The following is a 23,773-nucleotide window of genomic DNA, read 5'->3' as shown; positions in this document are numbered from 1 at the left end:
AAATAGATTCTGGCTAAATGAGCTGCGGCATGCCAGTGAAGGTCACGTGCTAGCTAAAGCCAAATGTGATGTTTCATGTCGACCATAGCTGATTAATTTGAACCGGCCTTTTTGTCAGCGGCCAGCTTTGTATGAAATCAAAAATATTACTTTATATATATTATGTAAAATTGTCTTGAACAAAAAACGACCACCTTCCGTAAATGGAAGTGGTCGCTTTTATTATGATGTTATTTATCCCCTCGTTTCTTTCTTTTAAGTCCTAAGCCGCTCAACATTCCTGCCAAGCCAAGCAACAGGCCCCCTAAGACGGTTTGTTTGCCAGTAGCTTGATTACCGGTCTGCACCAGGCGCTGGTTGTTTGTTTGCGAAGTGGCTGGCTTATCAGTCCGTGACCAGCTTGAACTAACTGCAGCAGAATCCGCAACATGCGCGTCAGGCTGATCAATTTGATCAACTGCTTGACTGCTTTGCTGATCAGCGGCTTGATCGTGATCATCTTGTTCATGGTTATGATCATCATTTAGTTCTGCTTGATAACTAACCTCAACCAGCACCGTACCGTCATTTTGCGGGATATTCTGGCTGACCGTGGCTGTGTAGCCCTTAAAAATCGGCGGCACAATCTCAGGCCAACTGATTGGGGTCCAGTCGCCGCTTGCAACTTTCTGCCCAGTTACCGCGTCAATCCGTAAGAGCCGCTTGCTGAGGTGGGTTTCTTGAACCGTCTTAACGCTCCCATCTGGCTGACGATATTTAATAACGCGCGTAACGGGTTTGCTTTCCGGCACTTCATCGATTCGATGCGTCAGATAAACCATAAACAGCTGGTCTGATTGATCATCACTATCAAAATCAGCCGGTTTCATTGCAAGATCGTCAATATCTTGATTGTCTGGTGTCAAAATATAGCCAACTGCTAGATAAGCTGTTAATTCAGCATTGACCTCAGCAAAATTAATTGGTTTGCCGGATAAGCCATGCAGTTTTTCTTCAGTCAATAGCTTGCCAGCCGTCAGATCAATAATCCGCACGCTGGCAGTCTGTTCATGGCCTTGGTAGTAGATATCGACTGTCTTATCAATACTCGTTCCATCAACTGTTTCAGCAGAAATCACGGCTTGGCTTGGTGAGTATCCGGCTAGACTAGGCACTTGAATTGCTGGCCAAGAAGCTTGTGACCAATTTCCGCAAATTTTGGTACCAACCGCTTTGTCGATCTTTACAGAACGGTTGATTGTGGCTGGTTGGGTAATCGTCTTCAAGGTACCGTCAGGCAGATGGTAGTTGATTGTCCGAATGATGGTTTTGTCTTCCGTAGCATCTTGCCAGACATGCGTTAAATGAACCACATAGTTTTGAACCCCATTTACTGCATGATACTTAGCAGCTTTAAAGGCCGTCTGAGCGTCATTTAAGTCATCATTACCGCTGAAAGCCAATTGATAGCCGTGGTTGCGATAGCTTTCGAGTGCTTGATTGGCCAGGCTGAAGTCAATCGAATCATTCAGTTTGCCATCCACGGTTAAAGTTGATAACGTTTGTCCACGATCATCATCAACAAAATCGATGATCGCCTTTTGCTGGTCGCGGTAGTAAACCACATCGACACTGGAATTTTGCGAGGTGCCATCAACCGATGCAACATCTACTTTAGTCTTATCCGGCGTATAACCGTTAATTTGTGGCGTTTCCTGCTCCGCATGTGCAGTCACGGTCCAAGCCGTAGTTGGCGTGGCTTGTTTGGTTACCTTGTCAAATAAAACGGTCCGCGTAATCGTTGCCGGTTGAGTAACCGTGATCACGGTCCCGTCTGGCTGATGGTAATTGATGGTTCTGGTAATCGTCTTTGCTTCCTGCCGAGTTTCTTTTTGATGCGTGACATGCACCGTAAATACTTGAACGTTGGTATCGTCCGTGTCATACGCGGCACTGCCAAATGCTTTTTGTCCTATGCTGGACGTCTTAACCCGCAGACTGGCAAAAAGCATCAATCCAAAGCGCTGCAACAGTTTTGATGAAACTGGCGCTGCAGCTGCTTGGTTGGCAAGCTGATAGCCATCACTAAGCAGCTCATCCAGCTTAGCCGCGGCCGTTTGAAAATCAACCGCTGCCTGCTGTTTGCCGATCAAGTCTTCGATAAAAAGCTGCTTGCCATTATCATCATCGTCAATGATTTCGGCACGCGCCTTTTGATAGCGCTTAAAGACAATCTTGCCAAGCTGGTCGGCTGAAACAAACCGTTTTTGACCAGCGACTTCCACATACCAGCGACTGCCGTCAAAGAGAACCGTTTCAGTGCCATTATTATCAGCGAGTTCTTCATACCAACCGTTAAATTCACCCGTAACGCCAGGAATTTGGTTGGTGCCAAGCGAGTCATTGGCGCCGCTGGTCTGAACCACATTCGAACCATGATCTTGCTTGGCAAAAACTGCGGTCGTTGAGCTGGTATAGTAGGCTGGCTCACCATAGATTGGCTCGCCGACAAGCTGGCCAGTAACCAGATCAACCGTGTAGCTGACAGTTCGCCGGTACGTAACGGTTTGGACCGCCTGCTGTACTTGAGGTACGTTAGTGGCATCGTTGGTTTGGAAATTGTAGCTGATCTTTCGCGTTGACGTTGGATAGTCCCAGAAGCTTTCTTCCTTGTAGAGAAGCGGATCAAGCGAGTCTGGCAGCTGATGGCCTTGATCGTCAGTTGGTTTTTGCTGATCAACCATGTGACTGACCGTTCCCGTTTCATGAGCCAAAGAAATGACCACGTTCTGATCAGTCGTGTCATCATGATCAAATACGACAGGCAATTGCTCAGACTGAACGTCACCGTATGCTTGTGCCGCAAAATATTCAGTCACGGTCTTGATCAGCTGCTGATAGCGAGCCGCGGCTGCCTGATACAGTTTGGCATCACTGGTTCCGGTTGCCAAAACGTGATCACTGATGCCAATTGAGGTCAGCAGGTCATTTGGCACGGACAGGTTTGTATTGGCCGTCCGATCAAATATGGTAAAGGTCAATTTCTGTGGGTCAGCAGCATAGGTTACGATTTTAACGATATCCAGCTGATTCCAATCAGGATCGTTGGGATGACTAGGTTCAATGACGGCCTGATCTGGCGTGTAGCCTTCGATTAGTGGTGAGGTCACCGCGGTAAAATCAGCCGAGAACGTGATTTTACCGTTCCAGTCAGTCTGCTGAGTAACCAGATCCTTAATGCCAGACTGGGTTGCCGTGATCGTTTCGACAACTGGTAAGGCGGCTTGAGTCTGGTCGGCATAAACATACTTGATCGTTTCAGTAACCTGCTTGGTCCGCTGATCAGGTTGTTGACCATGCTTTAAATAGATCGTAAAGAATTGAGGATCATCAGTCCGATCATATTTCGCGTCAGCTAAATCTGCATCAGAAGCCAAGACGTAGCCTGATGCCAAATAGTTTTGCAACTGTGCTTGGGCAGCTTTGAAATCAATTAGCTGATCAGACAATCCGTTAATCGTAATGGTTGGGAAAGTCTGCTTTAAGTCATCCTGATCGACAAACGAGACAATGGCCGTCTGCGCGATTGGTTCGTAAACCACCTTGATATTTTGGTCCAAGTCAACGGCCCAATTATCGTTGGTAACCGTAACATTAGTAACTGGCACCTGCTTGATCTGAGCTTGATAGCCGATAAGCAATGGCGAATCAACCGAATTAAAGATGATTGGTTCAATCTTGTCTGACCAGACTATCTGATTGGTTGCTAAATCCCGAATACCGGTTCTAACTGCCTGCTTCGTCTGCTTAGCGTTTTTAAAAGCGATTTGCTGGTCAGCATTTTGGTAGACATAGGCGATGTTTTCAGTAACGGCTTTGGATTCAGTGACTGTCTCATGCCCGTGCTCAAGATAGACTTTGATAATCTGATCTTGGGTATCAACCGCATCATAGGCGACACCTTTAAACTTTCCCTGGTCAAGACCTGGATTATTGTCGCTGAGCACATACTTGGTCAAATAAATTGACAGTTTTTTCGCTGCTTCGCTAAAGTCAACTGCTTGCTCGGTTTTACCGGTTAGGTCAACCTTAGCGAGATCGTGATGATCAGTCTGATCGATAAATTCCACGGTCAATTTTTGCAGGTTGGCAGTATAAACGACTTCCGTATCCCAATCAGCATTAACAATCTGATACTGGATTCCTTGATCAACGGCAGCTCCATTAATTGTGGCCGTATAGCCCGCAAAAGTTGGAATGATGACTGTGACCTGGCTTGGATTAGTCTGATCAGTCGTGTATTGAACTGGAACAAAGCCCTTCATTGCCTGACCCGAGACATCCAAAGCCTTCAAAAAGCCATTTGGCAGATAGGTTACGGTCGTGTCAGGATTTGGATCATCAGGCGTGGCCGTTAATCCACCTGCCAGCCGATCCTTTTCATCAACGTGATAGCCAGGTACAACCGGGGTCGCAACGTTCTTTTCAAAGGTTTGCTGGCCGGTAAATTCAGAATATGAAGTTACCGTGCCGGTTACCAGATCAATCGTTGCCGTTCGCGTAAAGACAGCGACTGCTTGATCAACATGGTCAGCAGGATTTTGCCCATCGATTCCCTGGTAATGAATCGTCTGGCTGGCATCTTTGGTTAACGTTAATGCTGGCCAGGTAACGTCCGTGTCAGCATAGATCTTTTGACCAGCTTGATATGGGTCGGTTACGCCAACCGTCTCCAAGCGGTGAGCGAGATGAACGACAAACGTTTGGTCAACACCATCGACATTGTCATAGAATGCAGACTTAAACTGCGTGCCATCAAGGTCGTCATTGGCATTAGCGGCAAGCTGGTAGCCATGACTCAGATAGTAGTCTAACTGTTTTTGACTGCTGCTAAAGTCAATTAGCGCATCAGTATAACCATTTAGATCATCCGATGCCGAAGTCCATAATAGTGTCTTCGAGTCCACGTCATCGTCAAAGATCTGTACTTGAGCTTTTTGAGTATTAGCCGTGTAGACAACTTCCATATCAGAGCCGGCACCGGTTGTCACGGTCATTTCCCGTTTATTATTGGCGCTCGTGATGATTTGATCGCCAATTTTGGCCGTATAGCCTGAATAAAGCGGAATCGTTACCGTAACTCTGCTTGGGTCCTTGGCATCAGTAGTGTACTGAATACTTTGCAGCTGCGCGGAACTCAACGTCTGGCTTTGATCCGTGAACCGTAATGAACCATTTGGCAGATAGGTTACGGTCGTGTCAGGATTTGGATCATCAGGCGTGGCCGTTAATCCACCAACTGTCTTAGCAGTTTCGGCAACGTGGTAACCCGCCACAACATCAGTGGTTTCGGGATTAAACGTCACATTGTTACCGCTAAAGGCAGAATATTCAACTTTACCAGTAACCAAATCCACCGTGGCGGTCCGCGTAAAGGCATCTTTGGCGGTCTGCGTCTTATTGCCCGGCGTATCAGTTCCTGCGCCGGCGTATTTAATGGTTTGAGTAGCATCTTCACTCAAAGTCATTGTTGGCCAAACTGGACTGTTTTCAACGTCGGAATACATCTTACCGGTTGGCTGTGAATCACCAAAGTTAAAGGTTCGTTTGCCATGAACCAGATGAACGACAAACGTCTGCTCAACATCATCGACATTGTCATAGAATGCAGACTTAAACTGCGTGCCATCAAGGTCGTCATTGCCATTAGCGGCAAGCTCATAACCATGACTCAGATAGTAGTCTAACTGTTTTTGACTGTTGCTAAAGTTAATTAGCATATCAGTATAACCATTTAGATCATCCGGTGCTGAAGTCCATAATGGTGTCTTCGGATCCACGTTATCGTCGAAGATCTGTACTTGCGCCTTTTGAGCATCAGCCGTGTAGACAATCACGGTATCTTCGTCTGGATCCCCAATTGCATAAGTTGATCCTTGAACAACTGTTTGACCATTAATCTTAGCCGTATAGCCAGCGTATGTTGGAATCGTGATGTTTTCAACCTTGCTGATGTCATCTTTAACCGTTGTATATTGAACTGGCTGGTAGTCCTTGAATGGCTTGCCAGTTGAATCAACCGCCTTCACATAACCATTTGCATAATAGGTTACCATCATTTCTCGATCTGGCGCTTCAGCAGTAGCCGTTAAACCACCTGCTTCCTGGTTGTCGTCATGAACATGATAACCTTCAACAAATGGTGTTTGAATCTTATCAAATGTGTGTCCATTTTCATGCGTTGCCGGATCAATAAATTTAGTTTCGGTAATCTTCTCGCCAGTAACGCAATCAATCGTGACTGTTCGTGTCAATGTGCTAGTTTGTACCGCTGATTTTGCCAACGATTGACCATTATTGGTGACATAGTTAATGGTTTGTGAAACGACTTTGGTTAAATAATCTTTACCAGCCTCAGTCGGCCATACAGCATCGCCTTTTTGGTTGATCTTGGCGCCAACGGTTTTGGCACTATCAACTGTGATTTCAATCTTGGCATGAGTCAGATAAATCGTAAACGTTTGATCAGTATTATCCAAGCTGTCATAGGCTGCTGGCGTAAAGCCATCTACCGTACCATCAGATGGCTTGGTTGGATCCAAAATGTACCCCGCTGCTAACAGATTGCTTAATTTATCATTGGCATTCGAAAAGTCAACCTGATCATCCTGTTTTTGATTGGCAAATGACTGAGTAAACAACGTATTATTCGTCATATCATCAATGATTTGAATCGTTGCTTTTTGGTAATGCTTGAATTGTAACGAGCCAGTTTCTTCTGCTGCTCCAGGCACTAGCTTTTTTGCTTCGGTGTTGTCTGATTTAACCAGATACCAGCCAACAAATTCACTGGATACTGCTGGTACCGTGGCATCGATTAGTTTGGTATCACCGCTAGTACCAGACTCAAATTCCCATTCTCCTGATGCAGTTGCTAAAATCTTACCGGTTACCAGATCAACAGTGTAGGTTAATCCACGTTTAAAGTTGATCGTTTGAACAATGCCAGCTGCGTTTGGCTTGCTATTTGCATCGCCAATAAACGTATAGCTGATCGTTCGCTTGGCAGTGCAGCTTTCGCTAAATGCTTTATCGGCCAGGTTGTCTTTCACAGGTTGATATAAAACGTTCTGTCCTGCTTGATCCTTAATGGTGTGTCCGTAATTCGGCTTTTCAGCAATGTCAGCCTTGTCATGCATTAAGTGAATGCTGAAGACTTGCGTTGCTTTATCGTTATGATCGTAGTTAGCATCCTCAAATTCGACTTTTTCGCTATCAACATTAGCACTGTTAGCTTGACTAGCTTTATTCAGAAGGTAGCCATGTTTTATCAAATCGGCAAGTTCTGTATTGATGCTGCTAAAATCGATCTTTGCATTGCTAGTACCAGTTAGCGTTTGACCGGTTGCATTTTGCTCGTCAGCGTTTAAAATTTTGCCATTCGCGTCATCGTCAATGATCTGTACGATTGCAGTTTGTGAATTGGCGGTATAGGTAACCGTGGTATCCGCTGCCGGATCATCTGGAGTAAACGTGTAGGTGATCAGCTCCGTACCGCTGTTTGGTACATCAATCGTTCCCTGCTTTTGTTCAATATGAGCCGTGTATCCTGGATCAACTGAAATTGTTCCGGATACTTTAGCCGCGTTATCTTTATCAGTTGTATAGGCCGTCTGCTGACCATTTCTTTGATCAAGATATTTGCCATTTGCATAGTAGACAACCTGAGTTTCGTTTTTCAGATAATCTTCTGCTTTGGCGGTAAAACCGGCAGTACTTGTCTTTTCAGTGTGGTAGCCGGCAATCACCGGATTTTGTTTTTCTTCAAAATCATACGTGCTGAATTCGCCAGTTTTTAACACTTTTCCAGTAACTTTATCGATGGTTACCGTCCGCGTTAATACGGCTTGATCATGAACGTCTATAACCTGTTCGTTATCGGCACTGGATCCATCGGCATATTGATAGATAATGCTACGCTCGGCTTGGCGGGTTAGATTACTGGAGCTGACGTCTTCTGGCCAGGTTGCCTGAGAAAGCGAACCCGGAGAAATCTCATTACCGACTGTTGGCAGTTGATTCTGATCCTTGCCATCAAGCGTAACGCTTTGATGAATCAGCTTAACGACAAAGTTCTGATCAACAGTGTCATCGTGGTCAAACTTGGCTTGAGCAAATTTATCCATGCCAGCTTCATATTGGTATCCTGCCGCCAGCAGTTTTTCAAGCAATGCATTGGCAGCAGTAAAGTCAATCTCAGTATCTTGCTGCCCTTCCAGATCAACCTGCGTGTACAGATTGCCATCACCAGTCGTCAAATGATCATTGGCCAAAGTCTGCTTATCGTTTTGATCATCATCAATGATTTGAATCGTTGCTTTTTGGTAATGCAGATACGTTAGCGTTACGGTTGTTGACTGGTTGGCATCTTGACCTTCTTTTGCCGCATCCGGCTGCAAGAATGCATCGTCAGCGTTCAATGCAGGGACGCCACTGCCATTTAGATACCAGCCGGCAAAACTACCATATACCGCTGGCATTGTTGCGGTTCCCAGGTTATCGCTGGCTCCTTCTGTCGTGATCTTGCCATCGCCGTCCATGGTTATGGTCGTTGGTCCAGTTTTGGCACTGGCAAAATTCCATGCAGCGTGGTCACGCGTTATGGTACCGTCCACCAAGTCGATCGTGTAAACAATTGGCCGCGTGTAGGTCACGGTCTGATCAACCTCACCTACCTGAGGCTTGCTTTGGGCATTACCGTTAAACTCAAAATTGATCGTTCGCGTAGCCGTGGTGGTGTCAGTATAACTTCGCTTGCTATTACCGTTATTTTTCCACAAGTAAACGGCCTGCTGATTATCTGTATCAGTAACTGTTCCGTTATTTTCTGCATTTAGCGCGGTTTGCGCATTCTTAAACTCCGCGTAGTCATGAACAACCGTAATTGTCACGGTTTGATTATTATCATCATCATGATCAAAGAAAGCAGGCAAGGAATCAGCGGAAAACAGCTTGTAGCCACGTTTAACCAAGTCATCCTTTAAAGCTTGGTATTTAGCAGCTGTTGTTTGAGAATGATTCGTATCCGTGTATGCTGCACTGGCGTCACTGACTCCCACGGCCAAAAGCCCAGTCGTCGCGTCCTTCTTTAGTTGACCGCCATCTGCTACAGATATATATTTGCTTAGCGTCTGGTCATAGATCCGGTAGACGATCTGCTGTGGATCCGGCGTGTAGGTAACCGTTGAGTCTTGACCGGCTTGATCATTTTGTAGTTCGATAACCTGATTTTGAGCGCTGGTTTGCTTGTTGGGGGTTAGCGTCTGATCGGTCTTACTGTCCTGATTGGTTTCAAACACCGCGGTATAGCCTTGGTAGGTTGGTACCGTAGCCGTTACGGTGCTGGCATCATCAGCTTCGGTAAGATAACTGATCCCAGTTGCATCCGTCCGGTAGCTAACTTGACCATCTTGATCATAAACCGGCTCATTGATCTTTTTCCAGGTCCCGTTTGTTTTGTAGTAGACCGGATATGTAACAACCAAGTTACTATCGGTCTCATTACCTTTTTCATCAAACGTTGCTGAGGCAGTCTGACCGGCCACGACCCTATCCTCAGAGTTCACATAACGGTAATTATCAATGGTTGGCGAGATAACGTCAGCAAATTTTTGAGTGGTAAAGTTCGAGTACTTAATAACCTTGCCCGTGACCTTGTCAATCGTTACCGTTCGTGTCAGCACCACCGTCTGCACATTGTTTTCGTGTGCCTGGCCGCCGCCTTGATACAGATATTCGATGGTCTGGGTGGCCTGGCGCGTCAAATTTTCATATTTAACGGCATCTGGCCAGACAACCGCATTGTCAGAATCAGGATTAATTTTTTCGCCAGCGGTGGCTTGACTGGTCTTGGTATTGGTATTAACGCCAATTATCGCTGTTCCATGTTTAAGGTAGACCGTGATCATTTGGTCGCCGGTATCGTCACTATCAAAGTTCGTGGCCGTGAACGTGCTTCCAGTCAGCGCTGATGTCTTCTCCGTATCGACAACGTAGCCGCTCTTCAAGAGATCATTCAGCTTGGCTTGCGCGTTCGTGAAGTCAATTGCCGTGCCTTGCTTTTGGGCAACGTTCTTGCTGTTGGCGTCGCTTGTGCTTTCGTCATACAGCGTGCCTTGATTGTCAGTTTCATTATCATCCACGATCTTGATGTAGGCATTCTGCAGCTTTTTAAAAGTCAACGTGATTGAAGATGCGACATTTGACCCAGCTTTGCCAAGATCTTCACCTTGCTTGGCCCCACCTTGATCATGCAGTGGCGATGGAGCCTGAGCCGCGCTGGCATCCCCGCTGGCCAGATACCAGCCGTCAATCTGACCACTAACCGTTGGGAAAATATCGTCATTAAAGTTAGCGGCCGCGCTTAAAGTCGTCTGACCATTCTGGTCAATCGTGGTTGTTGTCCCTTGGCTAGTGGTCCCCATGACTTTTGGATCTCTTTGCCAGGTTTGATAATCACGAGTCGCGGTCCCCGTAACCAGATCAATCGTATAGCTGATTGGGCGCGTATAGGTCACGACCTGCGTCACCGTTTGGCCGTTTACTTTGGCAATCGCTGATGGCAAGGCGGTATTGCTAGTGAACGCAAAAGTTACGGTTCTGGTTGACGTGGCGCTTTCTTGATAGCTGTCGGCGTTGGTCAGCGTAGTGTTTTTCAATGCGCTATCCAAATAAGCCGTGCGCCTAGATGCGGCCGTTAAACGCGAATCGTTCGTCAGCTTTGTTGTTGCCTGGGCCGTATCATGCCGCAGATAGATGATAAAGTTTTGATCCTCATTGTCTTTGGCGTCATAGGTGTCAGCGGTGAAACCATCAGCGGTGCCAACCGCTGTCCCGTTGCCATTCGTGCTGGCATGATCAAAGACATAACCGTGACTAAGCAGTTCAGCCAGTGTGGAGTTGGCATCTTTAAAGTCAATTGACGTCCCCTGCTTGTATTGGCCATCAGCTTTTGTTTCATCATAAAGCGTACCTTGATTTTCCGTTGAGTTGGCATCGATAATTTGAATCCTGGCCTTGGCGTATTCTTTGTATTCTAAAATGACCGTTTGATTTAAGCCTTGCCCGTTAGCTAATGCCGGGAGGGTTTGTTTGCCAGTTGCCGAATCAGAATTGACTTGGTACCAGCCCGCGAAACTACCACTAACGGCCGCGACATAGCCGGCTTCTTGCTCATCAGCGGTGACCGTCGTGGCAGTTGTTTCAGCTTGGCCGCCATTAACCGCTGTCTGAACCTGCTTGCCATTTGGAGTGCTGGCAACAAACTTCCATTCTCCATAAGTCGGCGTTTCTTTCCCCGTTACCAGGTCGATGGTATAGCTAACCGTTCGCGTCCAGGTAACCGTCTGAACGCAGTCACTGATGTTTGGTTTGGTTGTCGAGTCGCCGTCAAAGACGAATTTGGCAGTACGTTTCGAAGTAACCGTCTGGACGTAGCTGGCCGGATTGGTAACTTTCGGATTGCTCTTCACGTTATCAACGTAATCAATCTGATTGCCGCTGGTGTCTGTAATTGAGGTTAGGTTAGGATCAACTGCCTGGTCTGTTTTGGCTTCATCATGAATCAGGTAAACCTTGAACGCTTGATCCTGAGCATCTTCATTATCATAATTGACCGCTTTGAAACTGGTTTGACCATCGCTTATCTGAACATCGTTATTGTGATGATCAGCAGTATCGTTGGCCAACAGATAGCCATGGGTCAGATAGTAATTCAACTGAGCATTGGCATCATCAAAATTGATTGCTTCATTAGTAACGCCATGAACGTTGTATTTGCTTAAAATATCACCGGTAGTAGAATCGATAATCTGAATCGTGGCTGCCTGCTTGTCGGCTTGATAGCTGATTTCAATCACTGAATCAGGGGTAGCGGCAGTAACCTGTTTTTCAGCTACTACTTTTTGCGTTGGCGTATAGCCTTTGACGATCGCCCCAAACTGCGCGTCATCATCTGCTGGGGTCGATTGACTGCTCCAAGTCGAGCTGCGTGTGATATCACTCGTTACAGTCGATTGATTAGGCGACTGAGTTTCAATCCAGGCATAATTGTCATTACCGGTTGACCAGCTGCTGGCAGTCTGCATCCCTGTTACATGATCCGTCGTGATGGAACGCGTAAAGCGCACAATTTGGTTTTTCGTTTCCGTCGTGCCATCTGGCAAATGATAGATAATCGTTCGAACCACGTCTTTATATGTTCCGGCGGGTGGATTGCTGGTTGAGTAATTAGCGGTTGTCCGATAGTGCAGCATCGGCACTACCAATGTCTGTGCGGAATCAAGAAAAGGCTTGGCATCAAGCTGGTAGATAGTGCTGGAATTTCCAGCTGCCGTCGTGGTCGTTATTGCCGTGACATCAGACGCTGCGCTGTCCATGACGAAATGATAGTGCTTAACGATGATGGTATTGCCGTCACTGGTAACGGTCACGGGTTCAGTCGTAATCGTTTCCGTGATCTGACCAGTCGTTGTGTTGCCGGCAGTATAAGTATAGGTCAGTGTTTCGGTCTGACTGAGATCCGCGTTGTCAGTCGTAGTGTCACTGACGAGCTTGGTGGTGCCGGTCTGCGTATCCACCCCTAGGCAATAGCCATTTTGATTGAGGAATTCATTTAAGTACTGGTTGGCCAGATCGACATTAATCGACTTGCCAAAATAACCGCTTGCCGTGTTGGTATAAATCGATTGAAAGTCAAAATCATTCGTGCCGGTCTTCGGATCAGCAGCAACCGTCGTATCAATCATCCCGATCACTGCTGATTCGACTTTCGGACTAAACGTTATATTAACAACCTGACTGGCAGTCTGTTCCGTAATCCCAGACAGCTCATCAACGACTGCTTTACTTGGCACGTAACCGGTGATGTCTTGCTTGGCATCTTTTGCCACCTGTGCGGTATCGAGCTCTCCAAAAGCAGCTGTTTGGCTAACGCCTTCGAGATTCGTTTGCTGCCCATTGGTGATACTGAGTGTCGTTTGGGCACTGCTAAAAGTCCAGTTGCCATAAATGTTTCGCTCATCAACGAGATCTCTGGTAACCGTCCGCGTGAAATCAACGGCCTGGACATAGGTACGCGTCGTGCTATCGGGAAAGACATAGTTGACCGTCCGCGTTACTTCGCGCTTTTCAGCCCCTAGATTTTGGGTGCCATGCTTTAAATAAACCGTAAAGACGTTTTGAGTACTGTCATCGGCAAAGGTTCGCTGCGCAAACGTCGTTAAATTATCATTGACTGCCTGGTGTTCAAGCGAACTGTCTGAATCGGCCACAAAGCCTTGTTTTAGATATTCAGATAAGGCCGCATTAGCAGACGTAAAATCAACTGCAGTACTGGTTTTCCCAGCCGTTTCTTGAGTCCAAAGCGTAACGTTGCCATCATCTTCATCGATAATCTTGATCGTCGCGCTGCGATAGTCGCTTGGCCGGCTGTAGTATACCAAAACGATCTGATTTCCTGTCGCGTGCAAAACGGTTTGTTCCGCAACACTTGATTTATCGGGATAATAGCCAGCCGGGATGTCGCTTGGATCCGTCTCATGGGTCGGTGAATCAACATTATCCCACTGACCAGTCGTCCACTTGCTATAAGTCGTGGCGCCAGTGGCCAGATTAACGGTTTTGGTCCGCTTTAAGGACACTGGCTGCGAAACGGTCTTAAACACCTTGCCATCCAAAATATAGTTAATGGTCCGCGTCAGCGTTTGGGTTTCTTCAGTTGCCTGCGTGCCCTCTTTTAAATGCACGATAATGTTCAGCGGTTGTAAGCCATAGACTGCCGTGGCAAAATGCTCACCATCGCTGGCAACATTGTCTTGACTGGCCAAAACATAGCCGTTTTTGATAAACTCCTGCAGCTTGCCGTTTGGGCTGACGTTGCCTAATGAGATTGCTGGCTTGTCAAAATCAACCGCTTGACCATACGTCCCCGTCAAGTCAGCTTGGGCCAGCGTTGTATTTTGCGTATCGTCAATAATCGTGATGTTAGCATGCTGCACGATTGGCGTGTAGACTACGTTGATGCTCTTATCAGGAGTGGTATTGGTTACCGTCTCGCTGACAATTACGTCCCGGCTTGCTTGATAGCCAGGTACAGCAGGAACGGCGTACTCCGGCCAGGCTGCCATTGTTGTCCAATCACCATAGCTTCGGCTGCCCGTTACCAGATCAGTCGTGGCTGCCCGCGAGATTTGTACTGTTTGCGTCACGATCTTGGTTCCGCTTGGCAGTTCCAGATTAATAGTCCGCGTCATGTCGGCATATTCTTTGCTGGTTGACTTCTGATGCTGCAGATGAATCTCATATTCCTGGGCAGTCGCACCATAAATATCAGCCGCCGACAGACTGTCTAACTTGCCATTGCGATAGGCAATCGTAAACTTGGCAGAGTTGTTCTTATTGGCCGTATTAAAAGTATAGTTGCCGGTTAAGTATTTTTTCAGCTGCGTGATCGCCTGGTTAAAGTTGACCTGCCCAGCCGTTGTCCCCGACACCTGATATTCGTTTAATTCAGCATTGCCGGCATCGTCATCAATAATCTTAATGGTTGCCGTTGCTGAATTTGGCACGTAGATTACGTTGACAACCTGATCAGAGGTCGTGTTATAGACAGGGGTTTTTGCAAGATCGTTTTCACTGGCAACATAGCCGTCAACAGCTGGAATCTCAAATGCTTCCCAAGCGCCGCTACTCCAGGTGTCGCTGATGGTGTCGCCGGTTACATTGTCGGTTATGATCGTCTCCGTTAAGGTACAGCGCTGCACCGTTGTCGTATTGGTCTGATCCACGTTATGCAGGTTGATTGTCCGTGTAATCGTCTTGTTTTTAGTGGCGGTCGTCGTACCGTGAACTAAGTAGACTTGATAATTTTGGATGGTCGTGTCATCAACGTCATATTGATTGGCAAACGCGTAGACCCCGTCTCTTTCGGTGACCACCGCCCCATTCTTAAACGTATAGGTGGTAGTGCCATTATCGTTTTGAATGGTGGCCAGTGACTGATCCAGCTGATAGCCGGCCTTTAGATAGGCATTCAGCTGCGCGTTGGCGTTTGCGGCGGATTCGGCAGTCACGGTATTCTCCTTGCCATCGGGATCCTTAGTCGTGACGCTGACGATTTCCGTAACCTGATCACAGTCAATATCTGCTCCCTGCTGTCCTTTGACAGTATAGGTGTTTAGCAGGCTTGCCTTGTCAGACTGACCAGAATTGATGCCTTCATCCAAAATTGAAATGGTGGCTGCGGCCAGTTTCTGATAGGTCAGAGTTAGGGTCTGCGTCTGCCCAGGCTTAACCGCGTGGGCTTTTAAGATGTCATCAGCCGTCGCCGCGGCATCAAGCGAGTCAGTGACGGCACTGATTGCCAGATACCAGCCGGCAAACGTTAATGGCGTGATCGCATCCAACCGCGCGCTGCCATCATTGGCTGGCGTAGCAGCAATTTGCCAATCACCATTGTTTTTAGTTACCGCTCCCGTTGCCAGATCCACCGTATAGCTGTTGGTCCGGTTAAACGTTACGGTTTGCGTTTGGTCCGTTGCGGTTGGCACTTGGCTCGTCGCATCATTGCTGCTAAAAGCATAGTTGACGGTGCGACTGGCGGTAGTGGTATCCAGATAGCTGTTTTCGCTTAACAGTGCCTGCTGATCCGCGGTACTTAAGCTGACTCCGCTTGGCAAGACCAGCTTTTGCGCGTCAGCAGCCGAATTGATCACCGCTGTTTGATGAATCAAATGCACGGTGAAATTATTGTTTTCACCATATACTGCCGCTTTGAAGCTGCCGTTTTCATCCAGACAGTCATTGCCAGTCGCAGATAAGGCATAGCCAGCTTTCAGATAGGCTGCCAGCTGGTCGGCGGCTTGGCTAAAATCGATTGACTGATCGGTAATACCAGTCAATTCAGCCGTGGCTAACTGCTTTCCCTGATCAGTGTCATCGACAAACAACACTTCGCCTGTTTGCTGCCGAGGCGTGTAGGCAACGGTAATCGGCGCCGGATTGGAACTATCAGCAGCTACCGTCGCCCCGGTAACGAGGATATTATTGCTTTGATCCACGGTTTGAGCGGCACCAGTGATCCGAACGTCGTAGCCGGCCAGTTTAGGAACCTTAAAAGTAAACGTGCCGCTAGTTTGGCTGTCGGTTAATGCAATCGTTTGGGTTTGAGGTGTCGGCGTCTTTGCACCAGCCCCGGTAAAAGTAATGGTTTGGGTAAACTGGGCCTTGATTGGCAGGTAAACGACCTGGATATCACGGATGGCATCAGTCGGCGTAATAAACTGCTGCCCATCTTTTGGCACGTAGCCGCTGACTGCCGGCAAAGCAGTTTGTCCGACTTTAGTGGCATCGTTGAGATCGTTTTGATAATTTATCGTTGCTAATACGTTGCCAGCTTCGTCAACGGCTTGCAGGACGCCGATCTTGGCATAGCTAACGGTTGCTGTCTGATTTTCCTGATCAGGTGAAGCAATTATCTGAGCTTGGCTGGCAATCAAACCATCAACGACCGGCGTGGCAATTACCGCTGCATCAGTCATCTGCGGGACCCAGTCAGTTTTGGTCGTACTGGTTGCTGGGTCATAGCTGATCGTGCCAATAAAGACGATGTCGCGCTCAGCAGCTACTGGGATAGCATCCCCCGCGCCGCTATAGTTAACCGTCAAATGAACGGTCTTAGAAGTAGTTGGCTGCTGCAGCTTAACCGTAATCGTTTGATCTTGATCGTCTTCATCATCATATGTATAGTCAGCGTTGAGGTCACCATCCAAGACTGTATAGCCGGCTTGTTCAAAATTATTCAGCATCGTCTGTGCCGCGGTCAGATCAATTTTTTGATCAGTCTTGCCTAGCAGTGGCAAGGAGTAGACATTTTGCTGGTCAACGTAAAACGCGACCGTGGCTTTTTGATCGTTTGGCGTATAGACCACTTCAACTGCTTGGTCGCGATCGGTATGCGAAATACTGCTGTCATCTTCAGCGGCGACGGTTTTGAGATTTGGCGTATAGCCCTTTATTGTCGGTGTATCAACCGCGGTAAACCCATTGTTCTTCAGTTTCCAGTTGTCTTGCAGCGTTTTGCCGTTTTGCAGATCTTTAACAATTGTCTCGGTAAAGACAGCCGTTTGGGAAACTGATTCCGGATTGTCTTTAGCACCGGTATACGTGATCTTCCGGGTAATCGTTTTGTCAGTCGTCGTGGTCGCCTGCTGATGAACCAGGTAAACTTTGAAGGTTTGAGTAGTATCGTCATCCCTATCGAATTCAGCTGTCTTAAAGTTTCCATCGGCATCAACCCAGTCATTGGTTGTAGCCAGCGCGTAACCCGCCTGTTCTAAATCGCTCAGCGCGGTCGCGGCCGTCGTAAAATCAATCTGACCTTCAGAAACACCGCTGATAGCGACTGTCTTGATGGTCTGATTTTGATCATCGCAATCGATAAAATCAACTTGGCCTTTTTGCTGATTCGGTGAATAGATGACACTGATATTTTGATCAGCAGTCTGATAAGTGACATTGTCGTCAGCCGCGATTCCCGTGACGTTTGGCGTATAGCCTTCAATTGCTGGCACGATTACGCTCGGCCACGAATCACGCTCTTTATCCCAGGTTCTGGTTAGGCCGCCAGTCTGCTCATCACGCGCGTTGGCCTGCGTAAAGACGATTGAATATGTAGCATTAGCTGGGGTATGCGTCCCCGCGCCGGAATATGTAATCGTTCTGGTAACGGTCTTAGTCTGCTTTAATGGCACGTAGTAAATCTTGGTGTCTTTAGTCGCGCTGCTTGGCGTGTGGACGCCCGCATCGCTGGCCTGCATCGTTAGGTAGCCAGCAATCGTAGGCGTGGTATAGGTTACTTTGGTCGCATCAGCCGTGTCATTTTGATAAATTGGTGAGTCGACATAGGCACCGTTGGCATCGGTTTGAATCACCGTACCGTCTTCAGCAACTGGAATTACCTTGCCAACCTTTTGATATTTGACATCGGTGTTAAAACTTGGATTCAAAGCAGACAAAAGATGCTTCTGGCCATTAACCTCAACGACCAGATTTCCCTGCTCATCCAAACTGACTTCTTGATCCACGGCCGATGCATCGGCTACATAGCCTTCAACTACCGGTGTCGTGGTTTGAATGCTGGCATGGTTCTGCTGCCATGTATAAGTAGTCGTCGTGGTACCGTCATTAGTTGTTTGATACTGGATGCCATTAAAAGTCAGTTGGCGCGTTTCTTGTAGCGGATTATTAGCTGCTCCTTCATAGGAAACCGAAATCGTCAGTTGGCGGCTCACCGCGCTTTCAGTCGTGGTGTCACCACTGGCAGCTGAATCCGCCGTTGGAATGGTGCTTACCGGTGTTGTGCTGCCGGTTGAGCTGGCACTTACCGGTGTTGTGCTACTGGTTGTCTGAGACGTTGGTGTACCGAATTGACTTTCAGATGACTCAACATTTGAACCGCTAGCTGAAGCAGTCGCGGTTGATTGACTAGCGGGACTAGCTGCAGCGCTTGCATTATCATCACCAGCCGTGGCGGTTCCAGCGGTTAGCGAGTTGCCGGTCGGCGTGACATCATTCGTCTGCGCAGTTGTGCTGGCCGCGCTGCCGATTGTATCCGCACTGACCTGACTATTATAAGCAGCAAAAGTCGTGCCAACCAATACCGAAACAACGCCAATCGTTAGTTTTTTAATTGCGTAGCGCGGCTTTTGGTCGCTGCCTTTTCTTTGTCGTTCTTGAACATTGTTTTTTGATACCATCCGAATCACCCCAATATATCTTCTAAATGGTTAAGCTAGGTGGAATTGAGTTGATCAGTAACACTTCAAAAACATTGCTAAATCAATGAGTACAAGCTCCAAATAAACAAAAACGCTTTTAATTCCACTTACTTTGCGTTCATTATATAACAAAATAAAATATCACATAACAAAATGAAATATCTTAACTAGCAGTAACTTTAAGCAACTAAAAAGATCTCCGCGAGCTGCAGGTTGGCTTTTGGAGATCTTGGGTAACGATAAGATTTAGTTGTTGTGTTTAATTAAATGATGCTTGACTAGATATTCATGAGCAACCTGACTGGCTTTTCGATGCTGAACCGTTACTTGATAGTTCATTTCCTGCATGTCTTTTTCAGTAATCTTACCAGCCAGCTTGTTCAGACTTTTAACGACCTGGGGATGCTTTTTGGCAAACGATGCTTTCATCAATGGTGCTCCTTGGTAAGGCGGGAAGAAATGCTGATCATCTTTAAGTACTTTGAGATGATACTGGCGCACTTGCGGATCCGTTGTATAACCATCGACCAGATTAACGCGGCCAGCAGCAATTGCCTGATAGCGCAGTGCGGGCTCCATCGTCTTTACCTGTTTGAAGTCTAGGTTATACGCCGTTTTTAGACCTAGATAGCCGTCTTTTTGATTGGCAAAGTCTGGATCAAAGCCGGCCGTGATCTGATCATTAATTTTAGCCAGATCGCTGAGCTTGGTAAGCTGATGTTCCTTAGCAAAATCAGAACTGACGGCCAGGTCGTAGCCATTTTGATACTTCATCGGCTTCAGATACGTCAGATCATATTCCTGCTTCAACAGACGGCGCGCCCGTTGGTATGTCTTAACCGGATCACGTGGCGTCGCTCGTTGGTCATGGACCAGCGACTGTAAAACGGTTCCGGTAAACTCAGGATAGATATCGATCTGATCATTGCGCAGCGCACGGAATAAAAAGCTGGTACCGCCAAAATTAGCCTTCAACTCGACCTTGGCATGCGGATCGTCATTTACAATCAGATCTTTGTACATGTGGATTAAAATATCAGGTTCGCTCCCCATTTTACCGGCAATCACGATTGGCTCTGATTTGCTTTGAAAGCTGTTCCAGGCTCGCCAACCGCCAATCCCGATCAGTGCAAGCGCGGCCACGATGATTCCCTGCTTGAGATGTTTTTTGGAAGCACCGACATATTTTAGCAGTGCCGACATCAAAAGCGCCAACATTGCCGAAAGCCCTGCTCCAATAATCAGGTAGGCGTTGTTGTTTTGATTGATTCCCAGCATAATGTAGGTCCCTAGCCCACCGGCACCAATCAAAGCAGCGAGGGTAGCCGTGCCGATAATCATGACCAAGGAGATGCGAATTCCGGATAAGATCACGGGCAGCGCCATGGGCAATTCAAGGCGCGTCAGTTTTTTCCAACGCGAAAGGCCAAATGCCGTCGCGGCTTCTTCGAGATTTGGGTCAACGTTGCGCAGTCCAGAATAGGTATTTTGATAGATCGGCATGATGCCGTAAACGACCAGGGCAATCAAAGCTGGGACGCTGCCGATCCCAACCAGCGGAATCAGCAGTCCTAGCAGTGCCAAACTGGGAATCGTCTGCATCACTCCAGCTAGCTGCAAAACGATCTCACCGGCATGTCGACTGTTTTTCAGCAACACTGCCAACGGAATCGCAATCAGTATGGCAATCACCAACGCCCAAAACGATAACGAAAGATGTTCCCACAGTGCCTGTTCAATTTGACTTTTTTGCGTTGCGATCGTATTAAGCAATTCAGTCATCTTATCGATCCTCTCTTTGTCCTAAATAATGCAGCAGATCAGTTGTCTGAATTCTAAAACCTTGCCCCTGGTATTGAAAGCAAAGCCAGCCAGCCGTGTCAGGCGTAAGACTTGCCAGTTCCGCTACCGTAGCGACGACGGCAGATTGCTCAACAGTTGGCGTTTTTTGTACTAGTTTTGACGATAAGAGCGCAGTCATGGTGCCCAATCTTGGCCGCGCCGTTGCAAAAAAGTCGGCCACAAACTGATTAGCTGGATATTCCAAAATCTCATTTGGCGTACCGACCTGCTGCAGTTGACCATCATTGATCACGGCAATCCGATCGCCCAACCGCAGTGCCTCTTGCATGTCATGGGTTACAAAAACAATGGTTGTCTTTGACTGGCGATGCAGCTTTAACAACAAGTCCTGCTGTTGAGTACGCAAAACCGGATCCAACGCGCTGAACGATTCATCCATTAAAATAAGCTGGGGCTGCGTGGCCATTGAACGAGCGATTGCCACACGCTGCTGCTGACCACCCGAAAGCTCATCGGGATGCCGATCGATAAAGTCACTAGCTGGCAGACCAACCTGATTAAGCAGCTCCATTGAACGATTGCGCCGATCATTTTTATTGACGCCCTGCTGCTCAAGCTGAATGGCAATGTTTTCACCAACCGTTAGATTAGGAAACAGACTGCTGCTCTGCAATACGTATCCCATATGCAGACGCAGCTCGCGCAAGTCATAGTCTTTGACGCGTTTTTCATTCAAATAGACGTTGCCAGCGGTTGGCACCGTCAGCCGGTTGATCATTCTAAGCAGTGTGGTTTTGCCGCTGCCGCTAGGACCAACTAAGACGAACAGCTCACCATCGTTAATCGTTAAGTTAATGTTTTTCAAGATAACATTTTGGCCGTATTGCATGCCGATTGCTTCGTATTTAATCAATCTAATCACCATCTTCATTTGATGTAACCATTAAAGTTTCTTTTTGCATTCTACTTGATCTTGGGAACTTTGTAAATCAATAAGTTCTAGCCTAAGTTATTTGTGGGCGCAATTTGGAACGAACTGCTTATTTTTTATTGCTTTTTCAAGTTGAATCAGCTATATTAGATATAACCAATATAGTTACAACAGGAGATGGTTATTTGAAGGTTTCCACTCGATTCAGTGACAGCATTCATATCTTGGCGTTCATCTACATCTATCAAGGAAAAATCAAGCTTTCCAGTACTAATATCGCCAGTTCGCTGGAGACTTCGCCGGTGGTCGTTCGCCGTTTAATGGCATCCCTTAAGGAAGCTGGACTCATCAAAACTCAGCATGGCATCCCCGATCCAGAGCTGCTGGTGGACCCTAAAAAAATCACGCTTTTGGATGTCTACCTAGCAACCGAGGGAGAAACGCCGCTTTTTACCATTGATCACAATACCAATCCACAATGTATCGTAGGCGGCAATATTCAACCAACACTAGAAGATTATTATCGTCATGCTGAAACAGCCGCCAAAGCTAAGCTGCAGCAGATTACGCTTCAAGACGTTATTGATACGATTTTGGTTAAACGAGCAGAAAAGGAAGATCAATCATGAAATATACCATTACCGGAGCTACTGGACATCTAGGCCGCAAAGTAGTTGAACAAATGAGTCGTTTAGTTGACGTTAGTGAGATTCGCCTGGCTGTTCATACGCCTAGCAAAGCCCAGAACTTTTTGGATCAAGGCTATGAAGTCGTAAAAAGCGATTACTATGATGTTGATTCAATGACCAAAGCATTTGCCGATACCGACGTCTTGATCTATATTCCAAGCATCACCTATGACGTTGCCAACCGCGTGCTGGAATTTGAAAACTCGCTAAAAGCGATGGCCAATGCTGGCGTTAAAAATCTGGTCGATGTCAGTTTTATTGCCGACCAGCCCAATAATCCTTTCCAGATGGCGGGATATTATGCCTACCTGCCCGCTCGGCTCGCTGGGACCAAACTGAACTACGCGGTCGTCAAAAACTCATTATATGCCGATCCACTGGTCCCCTACTTGCCAGAACTAATTGAGCGGCAAAATGTCATCTACCCGGTCGGCGATCAGGCCATGAGTTTTATCACTCGCGATGACAGTGCCGAAGCAATTGCCAATGTTGCCGTCAAGCCTTACCTGCGTGATCACCGGCAAGTCTATCTGCTGACGCAAAAGCAGAACTACAACATGGTCGAACTCAGCCGCATCATGACTGAAGCAACCGGCCATAAGATTGGCTATGCCCCGGTTTCTTTGCAGGAATTTGCCGACATCTATCGGGCTGAAGGCGATGGTGATGAACTGGCATCAATGTATCATGCTGCTGCAATGGGGTTGATGAATGCCGTCACTGATGATTTCCAACATATCACCGGTCATGAGCCCATGCCGATGGATCAGTTCTTGCAGCAAAACTACCAACGCTGATTGACAACTTTATTTTTCCAATCATTTTACTGCGCGCATGTTGCAAACAGCACCAACCTATTCGATATATAAAAAAACACTCAGTCAGTCCAAAAACTGCTGAGTGTTTTTAATCTAATTATAGTGCCTTTTCATAAGATTCCAGTTGTCAGTGGCTGGCCTCGAAACCAAACAGTGCCGCAGCCAACTTGCTACGGCGCTGTTTGGTACTATTCAGTTGGCAGTTTTTGGTACGCCACCCGTTTGATTACTTCCGCTTGCTCTGGATACTTAGCCAACAGCTGGTCTTGAGTAAACAATTCAAAGTCGTGATAGTCAAATCCCGGTGCTACGGCACAACTGACCAGCCCAAACGACGAATCGTCCAAGACCTCAGAACCAAAAATCGTTCCCGCTGGCACCCGAAACTGCAGCTGTTCACCATGTTCAATATCGCGGCCTAGGCGTACGGCTTCATAAGTGCCATCTGGATAAAAGCAGTGAACGACAATTGATGAGCCATCATGGAAATACCATAACTCATCATGAAGCAGCCGGTGCAGATGCGATGGCGAGCCCCCGTCCAGAATAAAATAGATTGAAGTGTACTCGTAACGGCTGGCCAGGGATGTAGCGTCATAACGCGTCTTGGCGCTATGATAAACTTGACGATACCAACCACCTTCTGGATGTGGCGTCAGGTTGAGCTTTTCAATATATTCGTCTTTAGTTGGCATGACATCAACCTCGCTTTTTTCT

6 protein-coding genes are annotated in these 23,773 nt (G+C 47.1%); 2 read left to right on the top strand and 4 right to left on the bottom strand.

Annotated elements, in window-relative coordinates; all coding sequences use genetic code 11:
• Window positions 1-230 precede the first annotated feature (230 nt).
• The 3 genes from ACLUWI_RS02535 to ACLUWI_RS02525 all read right to left on the bottom strand — a co-directional run bounded on the left by ACLUWI_RS02535 (window position 231) and on the right by ACLUWI_RS02525 (window position 21,543).
• A complete protein-coding gene (locus ACLUWI_RS02535) occupies window positions 231-18,794 on the bottom strand; it encodes a mucin-binding protein (protein ID WP_412146029.1) in 18,564 nt (6,187 codons plus the stop codon).
• A 267-nt stretch (window positions 18,795-19,061) separates the two neighbouring features.
• Window positions 19,062-20,597 (bottom strand): ABC transporter permease/substrate-binding protein, encoded by a 1,536-nt coding sequence (locus ACLUWI_RS02530; RefSeq protein WP_412146028.1) that lies wholly within the window; start codon window positions 20,595-20,597, stop codon window positions 19,062-19,064.
• Between the two features lies 1 nt (window position 20,598).
• A complete protein-coding gene (locus ACLUWI_RS02525) occupies window positions 20,599-21,543 on the bottom strand; it encodes an ATP-binding cassette domain-containing protein (protein WP_412146072.1) in 945 nt (314 codons plus the stop codon).
• A 191-nt stretch (window positions 21,544-21,734) separates the two neighbouring features.
• Between ACLUWI_RS02525 and ACLUWI_RS02520 the strand changes: the two genes are divergently transcribed.
• Together ACLUWI_RS02520 and ACLUWI_RS02515 are read left to right on the top strand one after the other, a co-directional pair.
• The gene (locus ACLUWI_RS02520) at window positions 21,735-22,178 is read left to right on the top strand and encodes an Rrf2 family transcriptional regulator (RefSeq protein WP_412146027.1); all 444 of its coding nucleotides are present in this window, start codon (window positions 21,735-21,737) and stop codon (window positions 22,176-22,178) included.
• Complete coding sequence (locus ACLUWI_RS02515; protein WP_412146026.1) at window positions 22,175-23,035, top strand: SDR family oxidoreductase; 861 nt, start codon at window positions 22,175-22,177, stop codon at window positions 23,033-23,035. The genes ACLUWI_RS02520 and ACLUWI_RS02515 overlap by 4 nt, the downstream gene beginning before the upstream one ends.
• Before the next feature lie 209 nt (window positions 23,036-23,244).
• On the opposite strand, the gene ACLUWI_RS02510 is transcribed toward ACLUWI_RS02515, so the two are convergent.
• The gene (locus tag ACLUWI_RS02510) at window positions 23,245-23,751 is read right to left on the bottom strand and encodes a cupin domain-containing protein (RefSeq protein ID WP_033935521.1); all 507 of its coding nucleotides are present in this window, start codon (window positions 23,749-23,751) and stop codon (window positions 23,245-23,247) included.
• Between the last annotated feature and the right edge of the window lie 22 nt (window positions 23,752-23,773).

It is taken from the genome of Limosilactobacillus mucosae (assembly GCF_046939755.1).
Classification (GTDB): Bacteria; Bacillota; Bacilli; order Lactobacillales; family Lactobacillaceae; genus Limosilactobacillus; species Limosilactobacillus mucosae_A.
Note: the sequence above shows the minus strand (reverse complement) of the source record. Positions and strands in the feature narration are given on the sequence as shown.